Annotated in this window: 19 protein-coding genes and 1 riboswitch; of the genes, 5 read left to right on the plus strand and 14 right to left on the minus strand. The window is 62.3% G+C overall.

From position 1 onward, the window contains the following. Positions 1–179: 179 nt before the first annotated feature. The 4 genes from AC07OT_RS21940 to AC07OT_RS21955 all read left to right on the plus strand — a co-directional run bounded on the left by AC07OT_RS21940 (position 180) and on the right by AC07OT_RS21955 (position 3,343). Positions 180–485 (plus strand): hypothetical protein, encoded by a 306-nt coding sequence (locus AC07OT_RS21940; RefSeq protein ID WP_065940586.1) that lies wholly within the window; start codon positions 180–182, stop codon positions 483–485. A 444-nt stretch (positions 486–929) separates the two neighbouring features. After that, the gene (locus AC07OT_RS21945; RefSeq protein WP_010563939.1) at positions 930–1,151 is read left to right on the plus strand and encodes a hypothetical protein; all 222 of its coding nucleotides are present in this window, start codon (positions 930–932) and stop codon (positions 1,149–1,151) included. 279 nt (positions 1,152–1,430) lie between these two features. Further along, on the plus strand, positions 1,431–1,913 hold the full coding sequence (locus AC07OT_RS21950; RefSeq protein WP_495109025.1) for a hypothetical protein: 483 nt from the start codon (positions 1,431–1,433) through the stop codon (positions 1,911–1,913). 146 nt (positions 1,914–2,059) lie between these two features. Continuing rightward, positions 2,060–3,343, plus strand: a complete 1,284-nt coding sequence (locus AC07OT_RS21955) for an OmpP1/FadL family transporter (RefSeq protein WP_027603815.1) — start codon at positions 2,060–2,062, stop codon at positions 3,341–3,343. Between the two features lie 65 nt (positions 3,344–3,408). Here the strand turns inward: AC07OT_RS21955 and AC07OT_RS21960 are convergent, their stop codons facing one another. The 14 genes from AC07OT_RS21960 to cobO all read right to left on the minus strand — a co-directional run bounded on the left by AC07OT_RS21960 (position 3,409) and on the right by cobO (position 15,047). Continuing rightward, positions 3,409–3,960, minus strand: a complete 552-nt coding sequence (locus AC07OT_RS21960; RefSeq protein ID WP_090400088.1) for a glutathione peroxidase — start codon at positions 3,958–3,960, stop codon at positions 3,409–3,411. 35 nt (positions 3,961–3,995) lie between these two features. Next, positions 3,996–4,118, minus strand: coding sequence for a hypothetical protein (locus AC07OT_RS21965; protein ID WP_256221084.1), 123 nt, complete (start codon positions 4,116–4,118; stop codon positions 3,996–3,998). Then, positions 4,115–5,314, minus strand: coding sequence for an MFS transporter (locus AC07OT_RS21970; RefSeq protein WP_253494002.1), 1,200 nt, complete (start codon positions 5,312–5,314; stop codon positions 4,115–4,117). The genes AC07OT_RS21965 and AC07OT_RS21970 overlap by 4 nt, the downstream gene beginning before the upstream one ends. 63 nt (positions 5,315–5,377) lie before the next feature. Continuing rightward, positions 5,378–5,782, minus strand: coding sequence for a MarR family winged helix-turn-helix transcriptional regulator (locus tag AC07OT_RS21975; RefSeq protein ID WP_027603812.1), 405 nt, complete (start codon positions 5,780–5,782; stop codon positions 5,378–5,380). Positions 5,783–5,824: 42 nt separating this feature from the next. Next, complete coding sequence (locus tag AC07OT_RS21980; RefSeq protein WP_495109026.1) at positions 5,825–6,553, minus strand: adenosylcobinamide-GDP ribazoletransferase; 729 nt, start codon at positions 6,551–6,553, stop codon at positions 5,825–5,827. Positions 6,554–6,555: 2 nt separating this feature from the next. Next, positions 6,556–7,131: an alpha-ribazole phosphatase family protein gene (gene cobC, locus AC07OT_RS21985; RefSeq protein WP_495109027.1), complete on the minus strand. Its 576-nt coding sequence runs from the start codon at positions 7,129–7,131 to the stop codon at positions 6,556–6,558. Beyond that, positions 7,128–8,183: a nicotinate-nucleotide--dimethylbenzimidazole phosphoribosyltransferase gene (gene cobT, locus AC07OT_RS21990; RefSeq protein WP_495109028.1), complete on the minus strand. Its 1,056-nt coding sequence runs from the start codon at positions 8,181–8,183 to the stop codon at positions 7,128–7,130. Before cobT ends, cobC begins: the two co-directional genes overlap by 4 nt. Then, positions 8,180–8,701 (minus strand): bifunctional adenosylcobinamide kinase/adenosylcobinamide-phosphate guanylyltransferase, encoded by a 522-nt coding sequence (gene cobU / locus AC07OT_RS21995; RefSeq protein ID WP_092355238.1) that lies wholly within the window; start codon positions 8,699–8,701, stop codon positions 8,180–8,182. Before cobU ends, cobT begins: the two co-directional genes overlap by 4 nt. Positions 8,702–9,107: 406 nt before the next feature. Then, positions 9,108–10,559, minus strand: a complete 1,452-nt coding sequence (locus AC07OT_RS22000; RefSeq protein WP_495109029.1) for a cobyric acid synthase — start codon at positions 10,557–10,559, stop codon at positions 9,108–9,110. Continuing rightward, positions 10,556–11,545 carry a threonine-phosphate decarboxylase CobD gene (gene cobD, locus AC07OT_RS22005; RefSeq protein WP_141155715.1) on the minus strand — a complete coding sequence of 330 codons (990 nt, stop codon included), beginning with the start codon at positions 11,543–11,545 and terminating at the stop codon, positions 10,556–10,558. The genes AC07OT_RS22000 and cobD overlap by 4 nt, the downstream gene beginning before the upstream one ends. Continuing rightward, positions 11,538–12,446, minus strand: coding sequence for an adenosylcobinamide-phosphate synthase CbiB (cbiB, locus tag AC07OT_RS22010; protein WP_065924922.1), 909 nt, complete (start codon positions 12,444–12,446; stop codon positions 11,538–11,540). The genes cobD and cbiB overlap by 8 nt, the downstream gene beginning before the upstream one ends. Then, on the minus strand, positions 12,443–13,093 hold the full coding sequence (gene bluB / locus AC07OT_RS22015) for a 5,6-dimethylbenzimidazole synthase (protein ID WP_495109030.1): 651 nt from the start codon (positions 13,091–13,093) through the stop codon (positions 12,443–12,445). Before bluB ends, cbiB begins: the two co-directional genes overlap by 4 nt. Next, positions 13,090–14,439, minus strand: a complete 1,350-nt coding sequence (locus tag AC07OT_RS22020; protein ID WP_495109031.1) for a cobyrinic acid a,c-diamide synthase CobB — start codon at positions 14,437–14,439, stop codon at positions 13,090–13,092. The genes bluB and AC07OT_RS22020 overlap by 4 nt, the downstream gene beginning before the upstream one ends. After that, the gene (gene cobO / locus AC07OT_RS22025) at positions 14,436–15,047 is read right to left on the minus strand and encodes a cob(I)yrinic acid a,c-diamide adenosyltransferase (RefSeq protein WP_065924919.1); all 612 of its coding nucleotides are present in this window, start codon (positions 15,045–15,047) and stop codon (positions 14,436–14,438) included. Before cobO ends, AC07OT_RS22020 begins: the two co-directional genes overlap by 4 nt. 73 nt (positions 15,048–15,120) lie before the next feature. Then, positions 15,121–15,377, minus strand: a riboswitch (cobalamin riboswitch). Positions 15,378–15,476: 99 nt separating this feature from the next. Between cobO and AC07OT_RS22030 the strand changes: the two genes are divergently transcribed. Continuing rightward, complete coding sequence (locus AC07OT_RS22030; protein WP_495109032.1) at positions 15,477–16,790, plus strand: PQQ-dependent sugar dehydrogenase; 1,314 nt, start codon at positions 15,477–15,479, stop codon at positions 16,788–16,790. Positions 16,791–16,815: the final 25 nt, after the last annotated feature.

Below are 16,815 nucleotides of genomic sequence, written 5' to 3' on the forward strand. Positions count from 1 at the left end.
ACAGCCTGGTTACACACGGCGCAACTAATGTGCACAAGTACCGATCCGATGGTTATATCCCCGGCTTTTTTTGAAGCGATAGCCTTCAAAAATGTTACCGCCGAGGCAAAGCAGGGACTTTTCAAATCTTTTCCCGCTCGCCACACTGCCCGACGGACAACACAACGCTGAGTGGGCCGATGAAAGGAATGCTGTTATTTGCCGTGTTGTTACTGGCCATCTGTGCCATTTCATTAGGGATCAATGTCGCGCTGCCATCCCCGGATGGGGCGTTGTTTGCCATCGCCATCCTGCTATCGGCCGCGTTCACCGCCGTGAGCTTGTGCATCGAGCTGGGTGAAGGCCGTATCGACGACATGGGCGATGTGATGAAGATGGTCGAGACCGGCCAATCCTTGCGCCTTACCCTGGCCGCCTATGGATTGGGTTGTTCCCTCGCCGCCGCCGTCACGGTGCTGGTGTACCGTGGCCTGCTGGGCGGCTGATTGAAGTTTTTTGATTAACACGCTTCCATTGCCTGTTTCAATCCGTTACTATCCGCAGCGTTAGTACCAAGCTGAAAGTCAATTCTGGTCGAACAACTCCCCTGAACAACACGGGATCGACCACCTCGATGGTTTCCAGGTATCACTAGCGACGACACTGCCTTTGAACAAGCAAAGGGTGCCGCGAAGTTTTCATACTCTGACCGAACCAACCTGCAAATTGATCAGGATCTTCACCCCGGGCCCAGAACCTTTGCCCTTGTTGTGTTGCCTGCCCTCCTAAGTACCTACCTGCCAGCCCAAGCGCGCCTAACTTAATAAGCGCTTCAAACTGGCTGCTTTGTTCCAGTCGGGTTCTTCGTTCGATCAATGGTGATCAACGTTACTGGAACGTTTTAACGTTGCACGGTTCTTATCCGTGTCATTTGTAGGAACACCAATAATATGTCCGCTATCCACACTCAGGATGCCATTCGCACCCTCACCAACGCTTTTGCCCCAATGAACTGCCTGATCATGGCCGCTCGCAAAGGCTGCTTCAGCTTCACCCTGGTCAACGAACACGGCATCGCCCGTCACAGCGAACGCCTGTACCCCGATCAATACTCCAGCGCTGAACCGCTGCAGGCCGTGATCGAGCGCACCCGTCAGGCACTGGTTGCCTGATCGACCCGAGTCGCTGAAACACAAAAAACCCTGTTTAAAACACAGGGTTTTTTATTGCCCGTCATTCTTGCCTCGAGTATTTGCACTAATTTCAAATCGATATAAACGTTATAACTGGATGAAGAAGATGTTTTAAAAACAGTCCTTTACCTCATGAATATGACACTACACTTCAACTCAAGCGGCATGATCCGCTTCCGACGAGCCTGAGAGCCGATCCACTGCTGCCAAGCCCCCTTTCTCAGGGCTCGTCGACCCTTTTCACGGATTGAGGCATGTATGGGTATCGCAGCCAGTGAATTGTGTCGTTATGTGATCCGGCCGACGCTGACGTACCTCGGCCAGCAGAGCCCCACGGCTGAGTCACTGCTGCTGGGTATCGCCGCCAGCCAGTCGGAATTGGGTTCCGCCCTGCATGATCGACGCGGCCACGGCCTGTACAGCATCACCGAACCTCGCCATCGTGGCTTGTGGGACAACTACCTGGCGCTCGACCCCGAGCGTGCCAGCCTGGTACGCGGGCTCGCCAGCCAACACGCCTTTCTCAGTGCACCCCAACTGGAACTCACCGTAAACCTGCGTTATGCCACGGCCATCGCCTGGCTCCTGGTCGAACAACACAGCCCTGCCCTGCCACCACCCGGTGATGTTTTAGCCATGGCGCGTATCTGGAAAGAAATATTTCATCCTCAAGGAAGGCTGCGGGATTTCACCCAGGCCTGGCAAACCTGTGTTTCGCCCCTGAATCACGTGGCCTGCTGACCGGGCAATTTGCAAGATTCGGCAAAAAAGCCGAATTTTGGTCGGATTGTCCTACAAAACAGCTCTATCTCCTGCATTACAGCCTATAGCGCGATGTTAATTTTATTGATACTTTCCGCAGCGGTGATCACCACGGAGTTCTAATAATGAAAAAAGTAATGCTCAAGACCACACTTAGCCTCGCCGTTGCCATGGCATCCTCCCAACTGTTCGCAAGCGGTTTCGCACTGAACGAACAGAGCGTCAGCGGGATGGGTACGGGTTTCGCAGGTCGCTCCTCTTCTGCCGATGATGCAAGCACTGTCTACGGTAACCCTGCCGGTATGTCGCGCCTGAATGGCCAGCAAATCACCGGTGGTGTCGCTGCCATTGATGCGTCGACCGATATCAAGGACGCAAGTGGCCGCCCAAGCGGCTCAAACAAAGGTGATATGGTTCCGTTCACCGCGGTGCCATTCGGCTTCTACACCAATAAACTCAACGATCAGTGGGCCATCGGCTTCGGCGTCTATGCACCGTTCGGTCTGGTGACCGACTATGAAAACGGCTTCCAGGGTCGTGGCTTCGGCAGCAAGAGCGAAGTGAAGGTCATGACCTTCCAGCCGACTGTCAGCTATGCCTTCAACGACAAGGTTTCCATCGGTTTTGGTCCGACCATCAACCGCATCTCCGGGGTGTTGGAGTCGGACAAGACGCTGGTAATCGGCGCACCTTTCTCTGACACCAACGTCAAGATCAAGGGTGATGACACCGCACTGGGCTTCAATGTCGGTGTACTTGTACAAGCAACCGATACTACCCGAGTTGGCCTGACCTACCACTCCAAGGTCAACTACAAGCTTGAGGGGCACACCACCGTCAGTGGTCCGGCCCAGACTCAAGGCGCATTGCGCAACAATCGTTACGACGCCTCCTTGAAAATCGAGACCCCGGAATCCTACGACCTGTCTGTCACTCAAGACCTGACCGATGCCTGGAAACTGTACGGCGGCGCAACCTGGACACGCTGGAGCCGCCTGAAAGAGATCACCGTCAACAACGAAGGTGTGACCGCGACAAACGGTGGCGCCCTGGCCCCTAGCCGAATCGCCAACATCACCGAAGAACAAAACTGGCACGACACCTGGGCCTATGCCGTGGGTACCTCCTACCAGTTGACCAAGCAGGTGGTACTGCGTACCGGCCTGACCTTCGACCAGTCGCCAACCAACAACAAAGATCGTTCGCCACGTATTCCTACTGGCGACCGGACGATCTTCAGTGTGGGCCTGGGCTACAAGGTCATGGATAACATGACGGTCGACCTGGCGTACTCCTACCTCAAGGAAGAAGACGTCAAGGTCAATAACACCTCGCTGCCGTCCAACTACAGCGCCAAATACGAAAACAGTGCCAACGGTTTCGGCCTGGGCATGACCTACACCTTCTGATCCAGGCGGGTGTAAAAAAGCCCCGCGCTCCTGCAAAGGAGGCGGGGCTTTTCAATGGGCGTTGGTCAGGGTTTGGACGCTATCGCCTGCTCCACCGCCTTGATCAGGTCAGGACTGTCCGGCTTGGTCAAGCTGGAGAAATCGGCAATCACCTTGCCCTGGCGGTCGACCACGTACTTGTAGAAATTCCACTTCGGCGCATTGCTCTGCTGCGCCAATACCTTGAACAGGTGCACCGCGTCCGGCCCCTTGACCTTCTGCGGCTCGGTCATGGTGAAGGTCACGCCGTAATTCACGTAGCAGACCTTGGCGGTTTCTTCGCCGGTCTTGGCTTCCTGCTTGAAGTCATCGGATGGCACGCCGATCACCTCCAACCCTTCGCCCTTGTAGCGTTGATACAGCGCTTCAAGGCCTTTGAATTGCGGCGCGAACCCGCAAAAGCTCGCCGTGTTGACGATCACCAGGGGCTTGCCGGCAAAACGTTGGCACAGGTCGATGGATTCCTTGGCGCGCAACTTGGGCAGTTGACCCTCCAGCAACGGCGGGCAATCGGCAGCCAACGCCACACCGCCAAAAGCAGCCATCAGCACAGGTACAGCCAGCCAGCGCATCTGCATGTCGAAAAGTCCTTTAAAGAGTTCAGGCACCGAACTTAACAGATCGACATACCCAGTTGCATCAACGCCAGGCCACCGCGCTGCCAGCCCCACCAGGCCAGGGCCAGCAACAGCGCGGTCGCGGCGGCCCCGCCACACCAATACCAGGTCGAACTCATGCCGCCTCCATCTGCGCCTGCAATCGCGCCACCGGCCGCTCACGCACCGGCCAATTCAAGGCTGCGGCGAGCACGCTCAAGAGGATCGCCACTTGCCAGATCAAATCGTAGTTACCGGTTCGATCATAGACCACTCCGCCCAACCAGCCGCCAAGGAACGAGCCGAGCTGGTGGAAAAGGAACACGATCCCACCGAGCATGGACAGGTTTCGCACCCCGAACAACGTGGCGACCGTGCCGTTGGTCAGCGGTACCGTGGACAGCCACAAAAAGCCCATGGCCATGCCGAACAGGTAGGCCGTGACTTCGGTCACCGGTGCCCACAGGAACAGGATGATCACCACCGCACGCAGCAGGTACAACCCGGTCAACAGGCGCGGCTTGGACATGCGCCCGCCGAGCCAGCCGGCGGTGTAGGTACCGAAGATATTGAACAGCCCGATCAACGCCAACACCGTGGTACCGACGGTGGCCGGCAAGTGCTGGTCCACCAGGTAGGCCGGCAGGTGCACACCAATAAATACCACTTGGAAACCGCAGACGAAAAAGCCGAAGGCCAGCAGCCAGAACCCGGAGTGGGAGCAGGCTTCCTTCAAGGCTTCACCCAGGGTCTGCTGGCCGGCCATGACCGGCAGCGGGCGGTCCTTGAGCATGCTCACCAGCGGCAGGATCAGCGCCACCATCAGGCCCAGCGCCAGCAAGGCGGCCGACCAGCCCAGCCAACTGATCAAGCCCAAGGTGCCCGGCACCATGGCGAACTGGCCAAACGAACCGGCGGCGCTGGCAATGCCCATGGCCATGCTGCGCTTTTCCGGCGCCACGGCGCGGCCGACCACGCCCAGAATCACCGAGAACGATGTACCCGACAGGCCAATCCCGATCAGCAGGCCGGCACTCAAGGACAACGACCACGCCGAATCCGACAGGCCCATCAACACCAGGCCTGCGGCGTACAACACGCCGCCGACAAACACCGCCTTGGTGGCGCCGAACCGGTCGGCCAGGGCACCGGTAAAGGGCTGCGCCAGACCCCAGATCAGGTTCTGCAAGGCGATGGCAAAGGCAAAGGTCTCACGGCCCCAGCCGAATTCGCTGCTCATCGGCGCCAGGAACAGGCCGAACCCGTGCCGCACGCCCAAGGACAACGCCAGGATCAGCGCACTCCCTACAAGGATCCAACCACTGGTGCGCCACATCGACGTCATTTCTTATTCTCCGTTCGCGGGTATATACCCGCTTGTATTCGAACAAACCCGCGTTCAGGCGAGTTCATCCAGCAAGGCCAACAGGGTTTCGCGTTTTTCCGCGCCGAGTTGATCGATCAATTTCTGTTGCGCCGCCTCCCAGGCGGGTAACGCAGCGGCCAGGCGCTCTTCACCGGCGGCGGTCAACAGCACCAGGCGGTTGCGCAGGTCATCGCCCTCCACCATCCGCACCAGGCCCTCACCTTCCAACACCCGCAGGTTGCGCCCCAAGGTGCTGCGATCCAGGCCCATGGCGTCGGCCAGGCTGGAAATGCTCGGTTGATCGAGGCGCTGCAGGTTGCACAGCAAGGAATACTGGGCGACGTTGATCCCGAAGCCGTCGAGGGCGCCGTCGTAGTGCCTGCTGACGCCACGGGCGGCACGTCGCAGGTTGGTACATAAACATTGGGAGGCGAGCATGGAACGTGTATATACCCGCGATTAAGGAAATGCAAGAAAGTGTTACAACGCCAAACCGACCAGAACAGCCACTTCCAGCAGCTCCAGCAGCGCGCCAGCGGTATCGCCTGTGGTGCCGCCGAGGCGATTGACCATCAGCTGGCGCAGGCCGATAAAACACACGGCCGCGAGCAGCACAGCGACCCCACCGCTGAAACCACCGATCAGGATGCAGGCCAGACCACTGAGGATCAGCACCTGTTGCCCGACGACGCGCGGTAAATGATCCGACAACGCCTGGCCCAACCCACCCGCTCGCACATAACGGGTGGTGAGAAACAACCCGAGCATCGACGCGCGCCCGATCAACGGCGCGAGAATCAACGCCACACCGTTGTGCTGTTCGATCAAAGCCACCAGTGCGGTGAACTTGAGCAGCAACACCAGGCCCAGGGTGACCACGGCAATCGGCCCGCTGCGCGGGTCTTTCATGATACTGAGGGTGCGCTCGCGGTCGCCGAAGCCACCCAGCCAGGCATCGGCGCTGTCCGCCAGGCCGTCGAGGTGCAAGCCGCCACTGAGCAATACCCAGGCCGTCAGCAGCAGCGCGGCGTGCAACAACAGCGGTGATCCGGTCAACAGCGTATTGAGGCCCCACAGCAGCATGCCGAACAGCAACCCGACCACGGGATAAAACAGCAACGAGCGCCCCAGTTCCTGCGGCTGCGGCATACCCGGCAGGCGAATCGGCAAACTGCTCAGGAACTGCACGGCGATCCAGAACGGCAGCATGCTCAGACTCCTTCCTTCAACACGCCATCGGCGCCGACCTGCAGGTTGAACAACCCACCATGAGCGACTTCGACATTCAGCAACTGCTCACGGGGCAGCCCCCGAGCCTGGGCCAACAGCAAACGCATCACCCCACCGTGGCTGATCAACAGCACACGCTCACCGGCATACGCCTTATGCAGGCGCAGGACAGCGCCCAAAACCCGCTGGGAAAACGCGCTGACCGGTTCGCCCTGGGGCGGCGTGAAGCTGTAGGGATCGGCCCAGAACCGGCCCAGGCCTTCGGCGTCGGTCTCCATCAGCGCTGCCGCACTCTGCCCTTCCCAGGCACCGAAGTGCAGTTCCTGCAGGTCCTTTTCCAGGCTCACAGGCACATTCAACCGCGCGCCCAGTTCCTCCGCGAACCGCGCACAGCGTTGCAGCGGCGAACTGATCAGCCGCTCCCAGGGCCCCTGTGCCAGCACAGCGGCGCGCATCTGTTCCCAGCCCTTGGCGGTCAATGCATCGTCCAGGCTGCCGCGCAGGCCGCCGCCCAGTTCGGTTTCGCCATGGCGCAACAGGTCCAGGTGCAAGGTCATGCCGGACGGTCTGCCACGGCCGCTTCGGCAAACGTCGCCATCTGCCCGTGCAGCGCACAGGCCAGGCGCAGCAATGGCACCGCCAACGCCGCGCCACTGCCCTCGCCCAGGCGCAGGCCGAGTTCCAGCAACGGTTGTGCATCGAGGCTCTGCAAGACATGGCGATGGCCAGGCTCGGCACCGCGGTGGCCGAACAGCAGCCAGTCGCGGCACGCCGGGTTCAAGCGCGTGGCGACCAGCGCCGCGACGGTGCAGATAAACCCATCCACCAGCACCACGATGCCTTCCTGGGCACAGGCCAGGTAAGCCCCCACCAAGGCAGCGATTTCAAAGCCACCGAGATTAAACAGAGTGTGCAGCGCATCCCCACGCTGCGCGGCATGCAGCGTCAGCGCGCGTTCGATCACCGCCACCTTGTGACTGACGCCTTGGGCATTCAATCCGGTGCCCGGGCCCGTCAGCTCGGCAACCTGGCAATCGAGCAAGGCGCAGGCCAGCGCACTGGCGGCGGTGGTGTTGCCAATGCCCATCTCGCCGCCGACAAACAACTGCGCACCGCTTTCACGGGCGCGCAGCACACTGTCGCGACCCGCCTGCAATGCCAATCGGCCCTGGGCGCCGGTCATTGCCGGGCCCTTGACGAAATTGGCGGTGCCCGCGCCGATATTCAGGTGACGGACGCCGGGCAGGCTCAGCGAAGGGGTCACCGTACCGAGGTCGACCACTTCCAACTGCGCATCCAGTTGCCGCGCCAATACACTGATGGCCGCGCCACCGGTGACAAAGTTATGCAGCATCTGCCCGGTCACTTCCTGGGGAAATGCCGATACACCCTCGGCAACCACACCATGGTCACCGGCAAAGATGGCAATCCACAGCCGGTCCACCGACGGCTTGACCTGGCCCTGCAAGCCGGCCAATTGCACGGCCAGCGCTTCCAGCTGGCCCAGGGAACCGGCCGGCTTGGTCAATTGCTGCTGGCGCGCCAGGGCTTGTTCGTACGCCGAGGCGTCAATGGCCTTACAAGGGTTGAGCCACCAGGTGTCAGTCATAACGCAGTACCTTTCAACGTCAGGGGCAGGCCGGCAACCGTCAGGACAACACGCTGACAGCGCTCGGCCAAGGCTTGATGCAGCCAACCGGCTTCATCCACATAGCGGCGAGTCAATTCGCCCAGCGGCACGACACCCAAACCGGTCTCGTTGCTGACAAAAATAATTTCACCCGGCAGCACGGCCAGGCTTTCCAGCAATTGATCGCGCTCGAACGCCAGGCGCTGCGCGTCTTCGAGCATCAGCAGGTTGGTCAACCACAGGGTCAGGCAATCCACCAGCAGGCAACGACCGGGCGCGGCGTTTTCGCGCAGCACACGCGCCAGCTCGACAGGTTCTTCGATCAAACCCCAATGATCAGGACGACGCTCGCGATGCAAGGCAACACGGGCATTCATCTCGCCGTCAAGCGGTTGGCTGGTGGCGATATAGATCACGGGCAAAGCGCTGTCGCTGGCGAGCTTTTCGGCGAGGCGGCTTTTGCCGGAGCGGGCGCCGCCTAAAATCAGTTGAAGCATAAGACCCCCCCTGCCCACCCACCCATCCACGATGCGCAGCGAGTCGTTTTTGATCTGGCTTTTGATCTGAGGTCGCCCCGTAAACCACGCTGGCCGAACGCAGGCTTGAATCCGTGGGTAACCCGGCAGGACGCCGGGTTAGCCGCACTGGGCCAGGGATGGCCCATTGCGGCGGCCCACGGATTCAAGCCGGAGCGAGGTGCCGAGTGGTGGGGCGAAGGCCTTTTGCTTACTTTTGGGCATTTCCAAAAGTGAGCCGCTGTAAGAGCGGAACCATAAGTGGCCGTTACCGCAGGAATGGATATGTACTCGGTATACCTGAACAATTCAGCACCTGATACACCGCTATCGGGGGCAAGTCGAATCGTCGCACCGCCCCTCCCACATTTGAACCGTGTGTACACGATTAAACCCCACACAGTTTGCGCAACAAATCGGTATCCAAATGGTTCTCCACCAGATCCGCCAACCGTTCGATATCGCGCTCGCGCAGGGCGTGATAATCCACCGCCTGCACATCCTGCAACCCGGCCCAACGCAGCAACGCACCGCAGGCCGCCGGCGTCTCGAACACGCCATGCAAATACGTGCCAAGAATCTGCCCATCAGCACTGTGCGCGCCGTCACAGCGACCGTCCTCCAGCAGCACGGCGGCGTTCGCCAGGGCCGCGCCGCACGTCACGCCGGCATGGATCTCATAGCCACTGACCTCGGCGTCCTCCAGCAACAAGCGCCCGCGTACATTACGCAACTGTTTCTCGGCTTCCAGGGTGGTACTGAACGCCAGCAGCCCCAGGCCGTCGCTGGAACCGGCTGGTCCTTCCAGGCCCAACGGGTCGTGCACCTGCTCACCGAGCATCTGCAAACCGCCGCAAATCCCCAGCACCTTGCCGCCGTAGCGCAAGTGCCGCGCCACGGCGGTGTCCCAGCCATGGGCACGCAGGTACGCGAGGTCGCTGCGCACGCTTTTCGAGCCCGGCAGGATGATTAGGTCGGCGGCCGGAATCGGCTGGCCCGGCCCGATGAACTGCAAGTCCACTTGGGGATGCAGGCGCAACGGATCGAAATCCGTATGGTTACTGATGCGCGGCAACACCGGCACCACCACCTTGAGCACCTGCGCTGCCTTATCGGTTTGGCGCCGGTCGATGCCGTCCTCGGCTTCCAGGTGCAGGTCCATCACGTAGGGCAATACGCCGACCACCGGTTTGCCGGTGCGTGCCTGCAACCAGTCCAGGCCCGGTTGCAGCAGTGAGATGTCGCCGCGAAAGCGGTTGATGATGAAGCCCTTGACCCGCGCCTGTTCGCTGGGAGAGAGCAATTCCAGGGTGCCGACCAGATGGGCGAACACCCCGCCGCGATTGATGTCGGCAATCAACAGCACCGGGCAGTCGACGGCCTCTGCGAAGCCCATGTTGGCGATGTCATTGGCACGCAGGTTGATCTCCGCCGGGGATCCTGCACCCTCCACCATCACCACCGGGTAGGTTTCGCTCAACCGCGCGTGGGAGGCCAGCACCGCCTGCATCGCGATGGCTTTGTAATCGTGATACGCCACGGCATTCATGCTGGTGACCGCACGGCCATGGATGATCACCTGGGAGCCGGTGTCGCTGTTGGGCTTGAGCAGCACCGGGTTCATATCGGTGTGGGGCGCCAGGTTGGCCGCCTGGGCCTGCACCGCCTGGGCACGGCCGATCTCGCCGCCTTCGGCTGTCACGGCGCTGTTGAGCGCCATGTTCTGCGGCTTGAACGGCACCACGGCGATGCCCTGGCGTACCAGCCAGCGGCACAACGCGGTCACCAGGGTACTTTTGCCGGCATCGGAGGTGGTGCCTTGCACCATCAGCGTCGTCATGAGGCGTCCTTGTAGGCCGCCAGCGCTTCGTCAAGGCGCAGCCAGTCGGCCTCGGTGTCGGGCAGGCCAAACCGTACGCTGCTGTTGTGCACAAACAGGCGCAGCAAGATGCCGCGCTGGGCCATGAATTCGTGCATGCGTTCGGCGTGCGGGGTGATCAGCCATTGGAACAACGCGCAGCCGCCCTGGGGTTGAAAGCCACGGCGTTCGAGCAGTTCAAACAAACGCTGGCCGGCCTCGATGCAGCGTGCCCGCTGCCGCGCATGGCCGGCGGTATCGCGCAGGCACACTTGGCCCAGCACCCGCGTCGGCCCGCTGACGGCCCACGGCCCGACCTGTTCGGCCAGCAACTTGAGCAGCCTGCGCTCGGCCAGCACAAAGCCCAGGCGCACACCGGCCAGGCCGAAAAACTTGCCGAACGAGCGCAGCACAATCAGGCCGACCTGATGGGCCTGGCTCGCCAGGCTCAACTGCGGGGTGACATCCATGAACGCTTCGTCCACCACCAGCCAGCCGCCGCGCTGGGCCAGCCTTGCGTGCCAATCCAGCAGGCGTTGCGGGGCCAGGCTCAATCCGGTGGGGTTATTGGGATTGACCACCACCAGCACGTCAAGGACGTCGAGGAAGAAGTCGACTTCCTGCTCCTGCACTTCACGCACCACGTAACCGGCACGCCGCCAGGCCTCGGCATGTTCGGCGTAGCACGGCGACAGCACGCCGACCTTGCCGGCACGGCGCAGGCGCGGCAGCAACTGAATCGCCGCCTGGGAGCCGGGCACCGGCAGCAGATGCGCGGCGCCGTAATACTCGCTGGCCGCCTGTTCCAGGCCGTCGTCCGATTCCGGCAAGCGCGCCCAGGCCCGCAGCGGAATCTCCGGGATCGGCCACGGCCAGGGCGCGAGGCCGCTGGACAGGTCGAGCCAATCGGCCTCGGCAATCCCGTACTGAATCGCTGCCTTGCGCAGCCGGCCACCGTGCTCAAGCATAAAATTGCCCCCCCACGCAGAGAATCAGCAACCACAACCATACGCCGCGCTGCACCAGCTGCCAGCCGCGATCGATGGAATCGGCATCCGCCGCCGGGCCTTCGCCCAGTGGCGGACGCTGGTGCACCTCGCCGTGGTAAATCGCGGCGCCACCCAGCTCAACGCCCAACGCGCCAGCGCCGGATGCCATCACCGGCCCGGCATTGGGGCTGTCCCAGGTCGGCCCCTGGGTGCGCCAGCATTTGAGGGCCAGGCGGGTTTTGCCCAGCACGGCGTAGGTCAAGGCCACCAGGCGTGCAGGTACATAGTTGAGTACATCGTCGATTTTGGCCGCGGCCCAACCGAAACGCTCGAAGCGTTCGTTGCGATAGCCCCACATCGCGTCGAGCGTATTGCTCAGGCGGTAGAGCACCACGCCCGGCACGCCGGCGACGACAAACCAGAACAGCGCGGCAAACACCGCATCGCTGCCGTTTTCCAGCACCGATTCGGTGGCGGCGCGGGCGACTTCGGTGCGGTCCAGTTCACTGGTCTGGCGGCTGACCAGGTAGCTCACCCGTGTGCGAGCCGCGTCGAGGTCATCGCTGCGCAGGGCCTGGGCCACCGGGATCACATGCTCGCCGAGGCTGCGCATGCCGAGGGCGCAGTACAACGCGAGGATCTCCAGGACCCAGCCGATATACGGCGCCCACGACAACGCGGTGGCCAGCAGGGTCAACGGCACCACGGCGATAACCCACGCAGTCACGCCATGGCTGCGCCAGCCCCGGCCACCGCTGTTGAAACGCTGCTCGATGCGCCCGGCAAAATTGCCGAACGCCACCAGCGGATGCCAGCGCCTGGGCTCGCCCAGCAGCGCATCCAGCGCCACCGCAGCGACACACAGCAAGGCCACACTCATTGACTCACTCCCCACGCATTTTCATACACCATGTCACTCAACGGCCGAGGCTCGGTCCAGCCTTCGAGCTGCAACATCGGTGCCGGGTAAAACTCCGTCACCGGCCCCAGGCACAAGACCGCCAGGGGTTTCGCACCGGGCGGCAGGCCCAGCAGGTCGGCCAGGGCCTGGGGGTCGAACAGCGAGACCCAGCCCATGCCCAGCCCCTCGACCCGCGCCGCCAGCCACAGGTTCTGGATCGCACAGGACAGCGACGCCAGGTCCATCTCCGGCAAGGTGCGCCGCCCGAAGATGTGGCGCTCGCGATCATCCATCAACGCCGCCACCAGCACTTCGGCGCAGTCGTGGATGCCTTCGACCTTGAGCTTCATGAACGCATCGGAGCGCTCTCCTAACGCCTCGGCGGTGCGCACGCGTTCTTCTTCCACCAACTGTTGAATCCGGCTGCGCAATGCGCGGTCGCTGATGCGGATAAACCGCCAAGGCTGCATCAGGCCGACACTGGGGGCCTGGTGCGCGGCCTGGAGCAGGCGATGCAGCAATTCGGGCGCGACACTGCCGCCGCTGAAGTGGCGCATGTCGCGGCGTTCGGCGATGGCGCGGTAGACGGCGTTGCGGTCGGCCTGGGGGAAAGCGTTGTCGGTCATGGCCCTATCGGGGGCAAGCCCCCTCCCACAGTGGATGGGGTTTCAGCTCGGTCCGGGGCAAACAACGCGGCTACCGCCGTCGGATTCGACGGGAAATAAAAGTGCACGTAAGAGGCCGTCATCCGCCCCTGCCGGAACACCGCTTCGGCACCGCGCCCACCGTTCGGGCTCAGGCCACGGGCAATCGGCTGGCACTCGGTGCTGGTCAGGGAATGGTGATACGTGTGTCCGCGCAGCACGCCTTCCGGCAGTTCGACGCTTTGCAGGGCCAGGGCCGCGAGTTTCTTTTGCATCACCGCATCGCCTTGCAGCAGGCCGACCAGCTCGGCGCGGGTGCCGTCGACATCGGTAAGCGAATCCAACAGGTAGAGCATGCCGCCACACTCGGCGAGCAAGGGTTTGCCGGCGGCATGATGGTTACGAATGGCGTCAAGCATCGGCGTGTTTTGCGACAGCGCCTGGTGGTGCAATTCCGGGTAACCGCCGGGCAAGTACAGGCTGTCGGCCTCGGGCAGTTGGCGATCATGGATCGGCGAGAAGAAGTGCAACTCGGCCCCCATCGCCCGCAGCAGGTCGAGGCTGGCGCCATAGGTGAAGGCGAAGGCTTCGTCACGGGCCACCGCAATGCGCACACCGACCAGCAATGGTTCGGCCACGATCACTTCCGGCGCGGCGAAGGTCACCGGTGGCGGTAATGCGACTTCACAGCTGCTGCCCAATGCCTGGGCGGCGGCGTCCAGGCGCACGTCGAGGTCATTCAGCTCGCTGGCCTGCACCAGGCCCAAATGGCGGCTGGGCAGTTCGATCCCGGTTTCGCGGGACAGGGCGCCATACCAACGCAAGCCTTCGGTGAGGCTGCCTTCCAGCAACTGCGCATGGCGCAGGGTGCCGACGCGGTTGGCCAGTACCCCGGCAAACGGCAGGTCCGGCTGATAACGCGCCAGGCCCAGGGCCAAGGCGCCAAAGGTCTGGGCCATGGCGGTGCCGTCGATCACACCGAGCACCGGCACGCCGAAATGCCGCGCCAGGTCGGCGCTGGACGGTGTGCCATCAAACAGGCCCATCACGCCTTCGATCAGGATCAGGTCGGCCTCACCCGCCGCTTCCCACAGCAGCCGACGACTTTCCTGCTCGCCCACCATCCACATGTCCAATTGATACACCGGCGCACCGCTGGCGCGCTCGTGGATCATCGGGTCCAGGAAATCCGGGCCGCATTTGAACACGCGTACCCTGCGCCCCAGGTTGCGGTGCAAACGGGCCAGCGCGGCGGTGACGGTGGTTTTGCCCTGGCCGGACGCCGGTGCGGCGATCAGGACGGCCGGGCAGTGACGGGGCTGATTCAAAGTTCGACGCCCTTCTGTGCCTTGATCCCGGCCTGGAACGCGTGCTTGAGCATGCCCATTTCAGTGACGGTGTCGCCCATTTCGATCAGTTCAGGCTTGGCGCCACGGCCGGTGACGACCACGTGCTGCATCGGCGGACGGGCTTGCAGGTCGCTGAGGACCTGGTCCAAGTCGAGGTAACCATGCTTGAGGGCGATGTTCAGCTCATCCAGCACCACCAGGCCGATGCGCGGGTCTTGCAGCAGTTCGCGGGACACGGCCCAGGCGGCTTCGGCGGCAGCGATATCGCGCTGGCGGTCCTGGGTCTCCCAGGTGAAGCCTTCGCCCATCACGTGGAAACGCACTTGCTCGGGGAAACGGCGGAAGAACAACTCCTCACCGGTGCTGTTGCGCCCCTTGATGAACTGCACCACACCGCACTGCATGCCGTGGCCCATGGCGCGCGCGAGCATGCCGAATGCCGAGCTGCTCTTGCCTTTGCCGTTGCCGGTCAGCACCAGCAGCAAGCCACACTCATTGGGGGAATTGGCGATGCGCTCGTCGATCACGGCTTTTTTGCGCAGCATGCGCGCCAGGTGGCGTTCGTCGCGGTCGGGGGTATCGGTCATGGCAGCTCTCCATTGGGGCTGGACAAAAACGGCAGGCAGGAAAAAACAGACAGCCAAGCATCGCCCACCGTGATGCTGTTGGATGATCTAGGCCGGTCTCCGGGCTCATGAGTGGTGCGCTGGCTCATCGACAGAGCGAACACGCCGACGGCGCGCCTTCCCATATCGCGGGCGATACAGTGGCAAAAGGCACCGTCTTGACTCATTTACCGTTGCGGGGGCAGCGCCGGAATCGCGGCAGCACTGTGTACAAGTGCGCTCGCTCACCGGCTTCCCTGTTTCACTCGGTCGACCCATGGGTCACAGAGCACCTGGAACAAGCCGCGAAGGTTAGTGGGTTGGGGGTGGAGCGTCAATTAAAGCTGGCCTTGCACTTGAACCATCGCACCAGCGCCCTCCTCTACCCTTACAGGTATCAAGGAGAACACCATGCATAAAACCAGACTCGCCCTACTCATCATGCTCGCCGGCACCCTCGCCGCCTGCGGTGAAAGCTCCACCCTGCAGGTGTCCGACGGCACCGGGCCGTCGCCGCAGCTACCGGAGCCGAACAAAACCCTGATTCCCACGGTGAACATTGCCCCGGCCATCGGCTGGCCGCATGGTGCGAAGCCGACAGCAGCGGCCGGCACCCAAGTGGCGGCGTTCGCCGAAGGCCTGGACCACCCGCGCTGGCTGTATGTGCTGCCCAACGGCGATGTGCTGGTGGCAGAAACCAATGCGCCGCCCAAACCGGATGATTCCAAGGGCATTCGCGGCTGGGTCATGGAGAAGGTCATGGGCCGCGCCGGTGCCGGGGTGCCGAGCCCCAATCGCATTACCCTGCTGCGCGACGCCGATCACGATGGGGTTGCCGAGACCCGTACAGTGTTCCTGGAAAACCTCAATTCGCCCTTCGGTATGACACTGGTCGGCAATGACCTGTACGTCGCCGATTCGGACAAACTGCTGCGCTTCCCCTATCAAGCGGGCGAAACCGCGATCAAGGCACCTGGCACCAAGGTGGTCGACCTGCCGGGCGGGCCCCTGAATCATCACTGGACCAAGAACGTGATCGCCAGCAAGGACGGCAGCAAGCTGTACGTGAGTGTCGGCTCCAACAGCAACGTCGGTGAGAACGGTCTTGAGGCGGAACAGGGCCGGGCGGCTATCTGGGAAGTGGATCGCGCCAGCGGCCAGCAGCGCATTTTCGCTTCCGGCCTGCGCAACCCTAACGGCATGGCCTGGGAACCCCAGAGCGGCAAGCTATGGACCGCGGTAAACGAGCGCGACGAGATCGGCAGCGACCTGGTGCCGGACTACATCACCTCGGTCAAGGATGGCGGGTTCTATGGCTGGCCCTTCAGCTATTACGGCCAGCATGTGGATGTGCGCGTCACGCCGCAGAACCTGGACCTGGTGGCCAAGGCAATCGTGCCGGACTATGCGGTAGGGCCGCACACCGCGTCTTTGGGCCTGACGTTCGCCGAGGGCAGCAAACTACCGGCGCCATTCAGCAACGGCGCGTTCATCGGCCAGCATGGCTCGTGGAACCGCAAGCCCCACAGTGGCTACAAGGTGATCTTCGTGCCGTTCGAGGCAGGCCAGCCTAAAGGGCAGCCGGTGGATGTGCTGACCGGGTTTCTCGATAAAGATGAGAACGCCATGGGCCGGCCGGTGGGCGTGGTGATCGATCAGCAAGGGGATTTGCTGGTGGCGGATGATGTGGGGAATAAGGTGTGGCGGGTGTCGGCCGCTAAATAAACGCCCCCAGAAGCATCACAAAACC

This window comes from Pseudomonas sp. GW821-FHT09C10, from assembly GCF_059418085.1.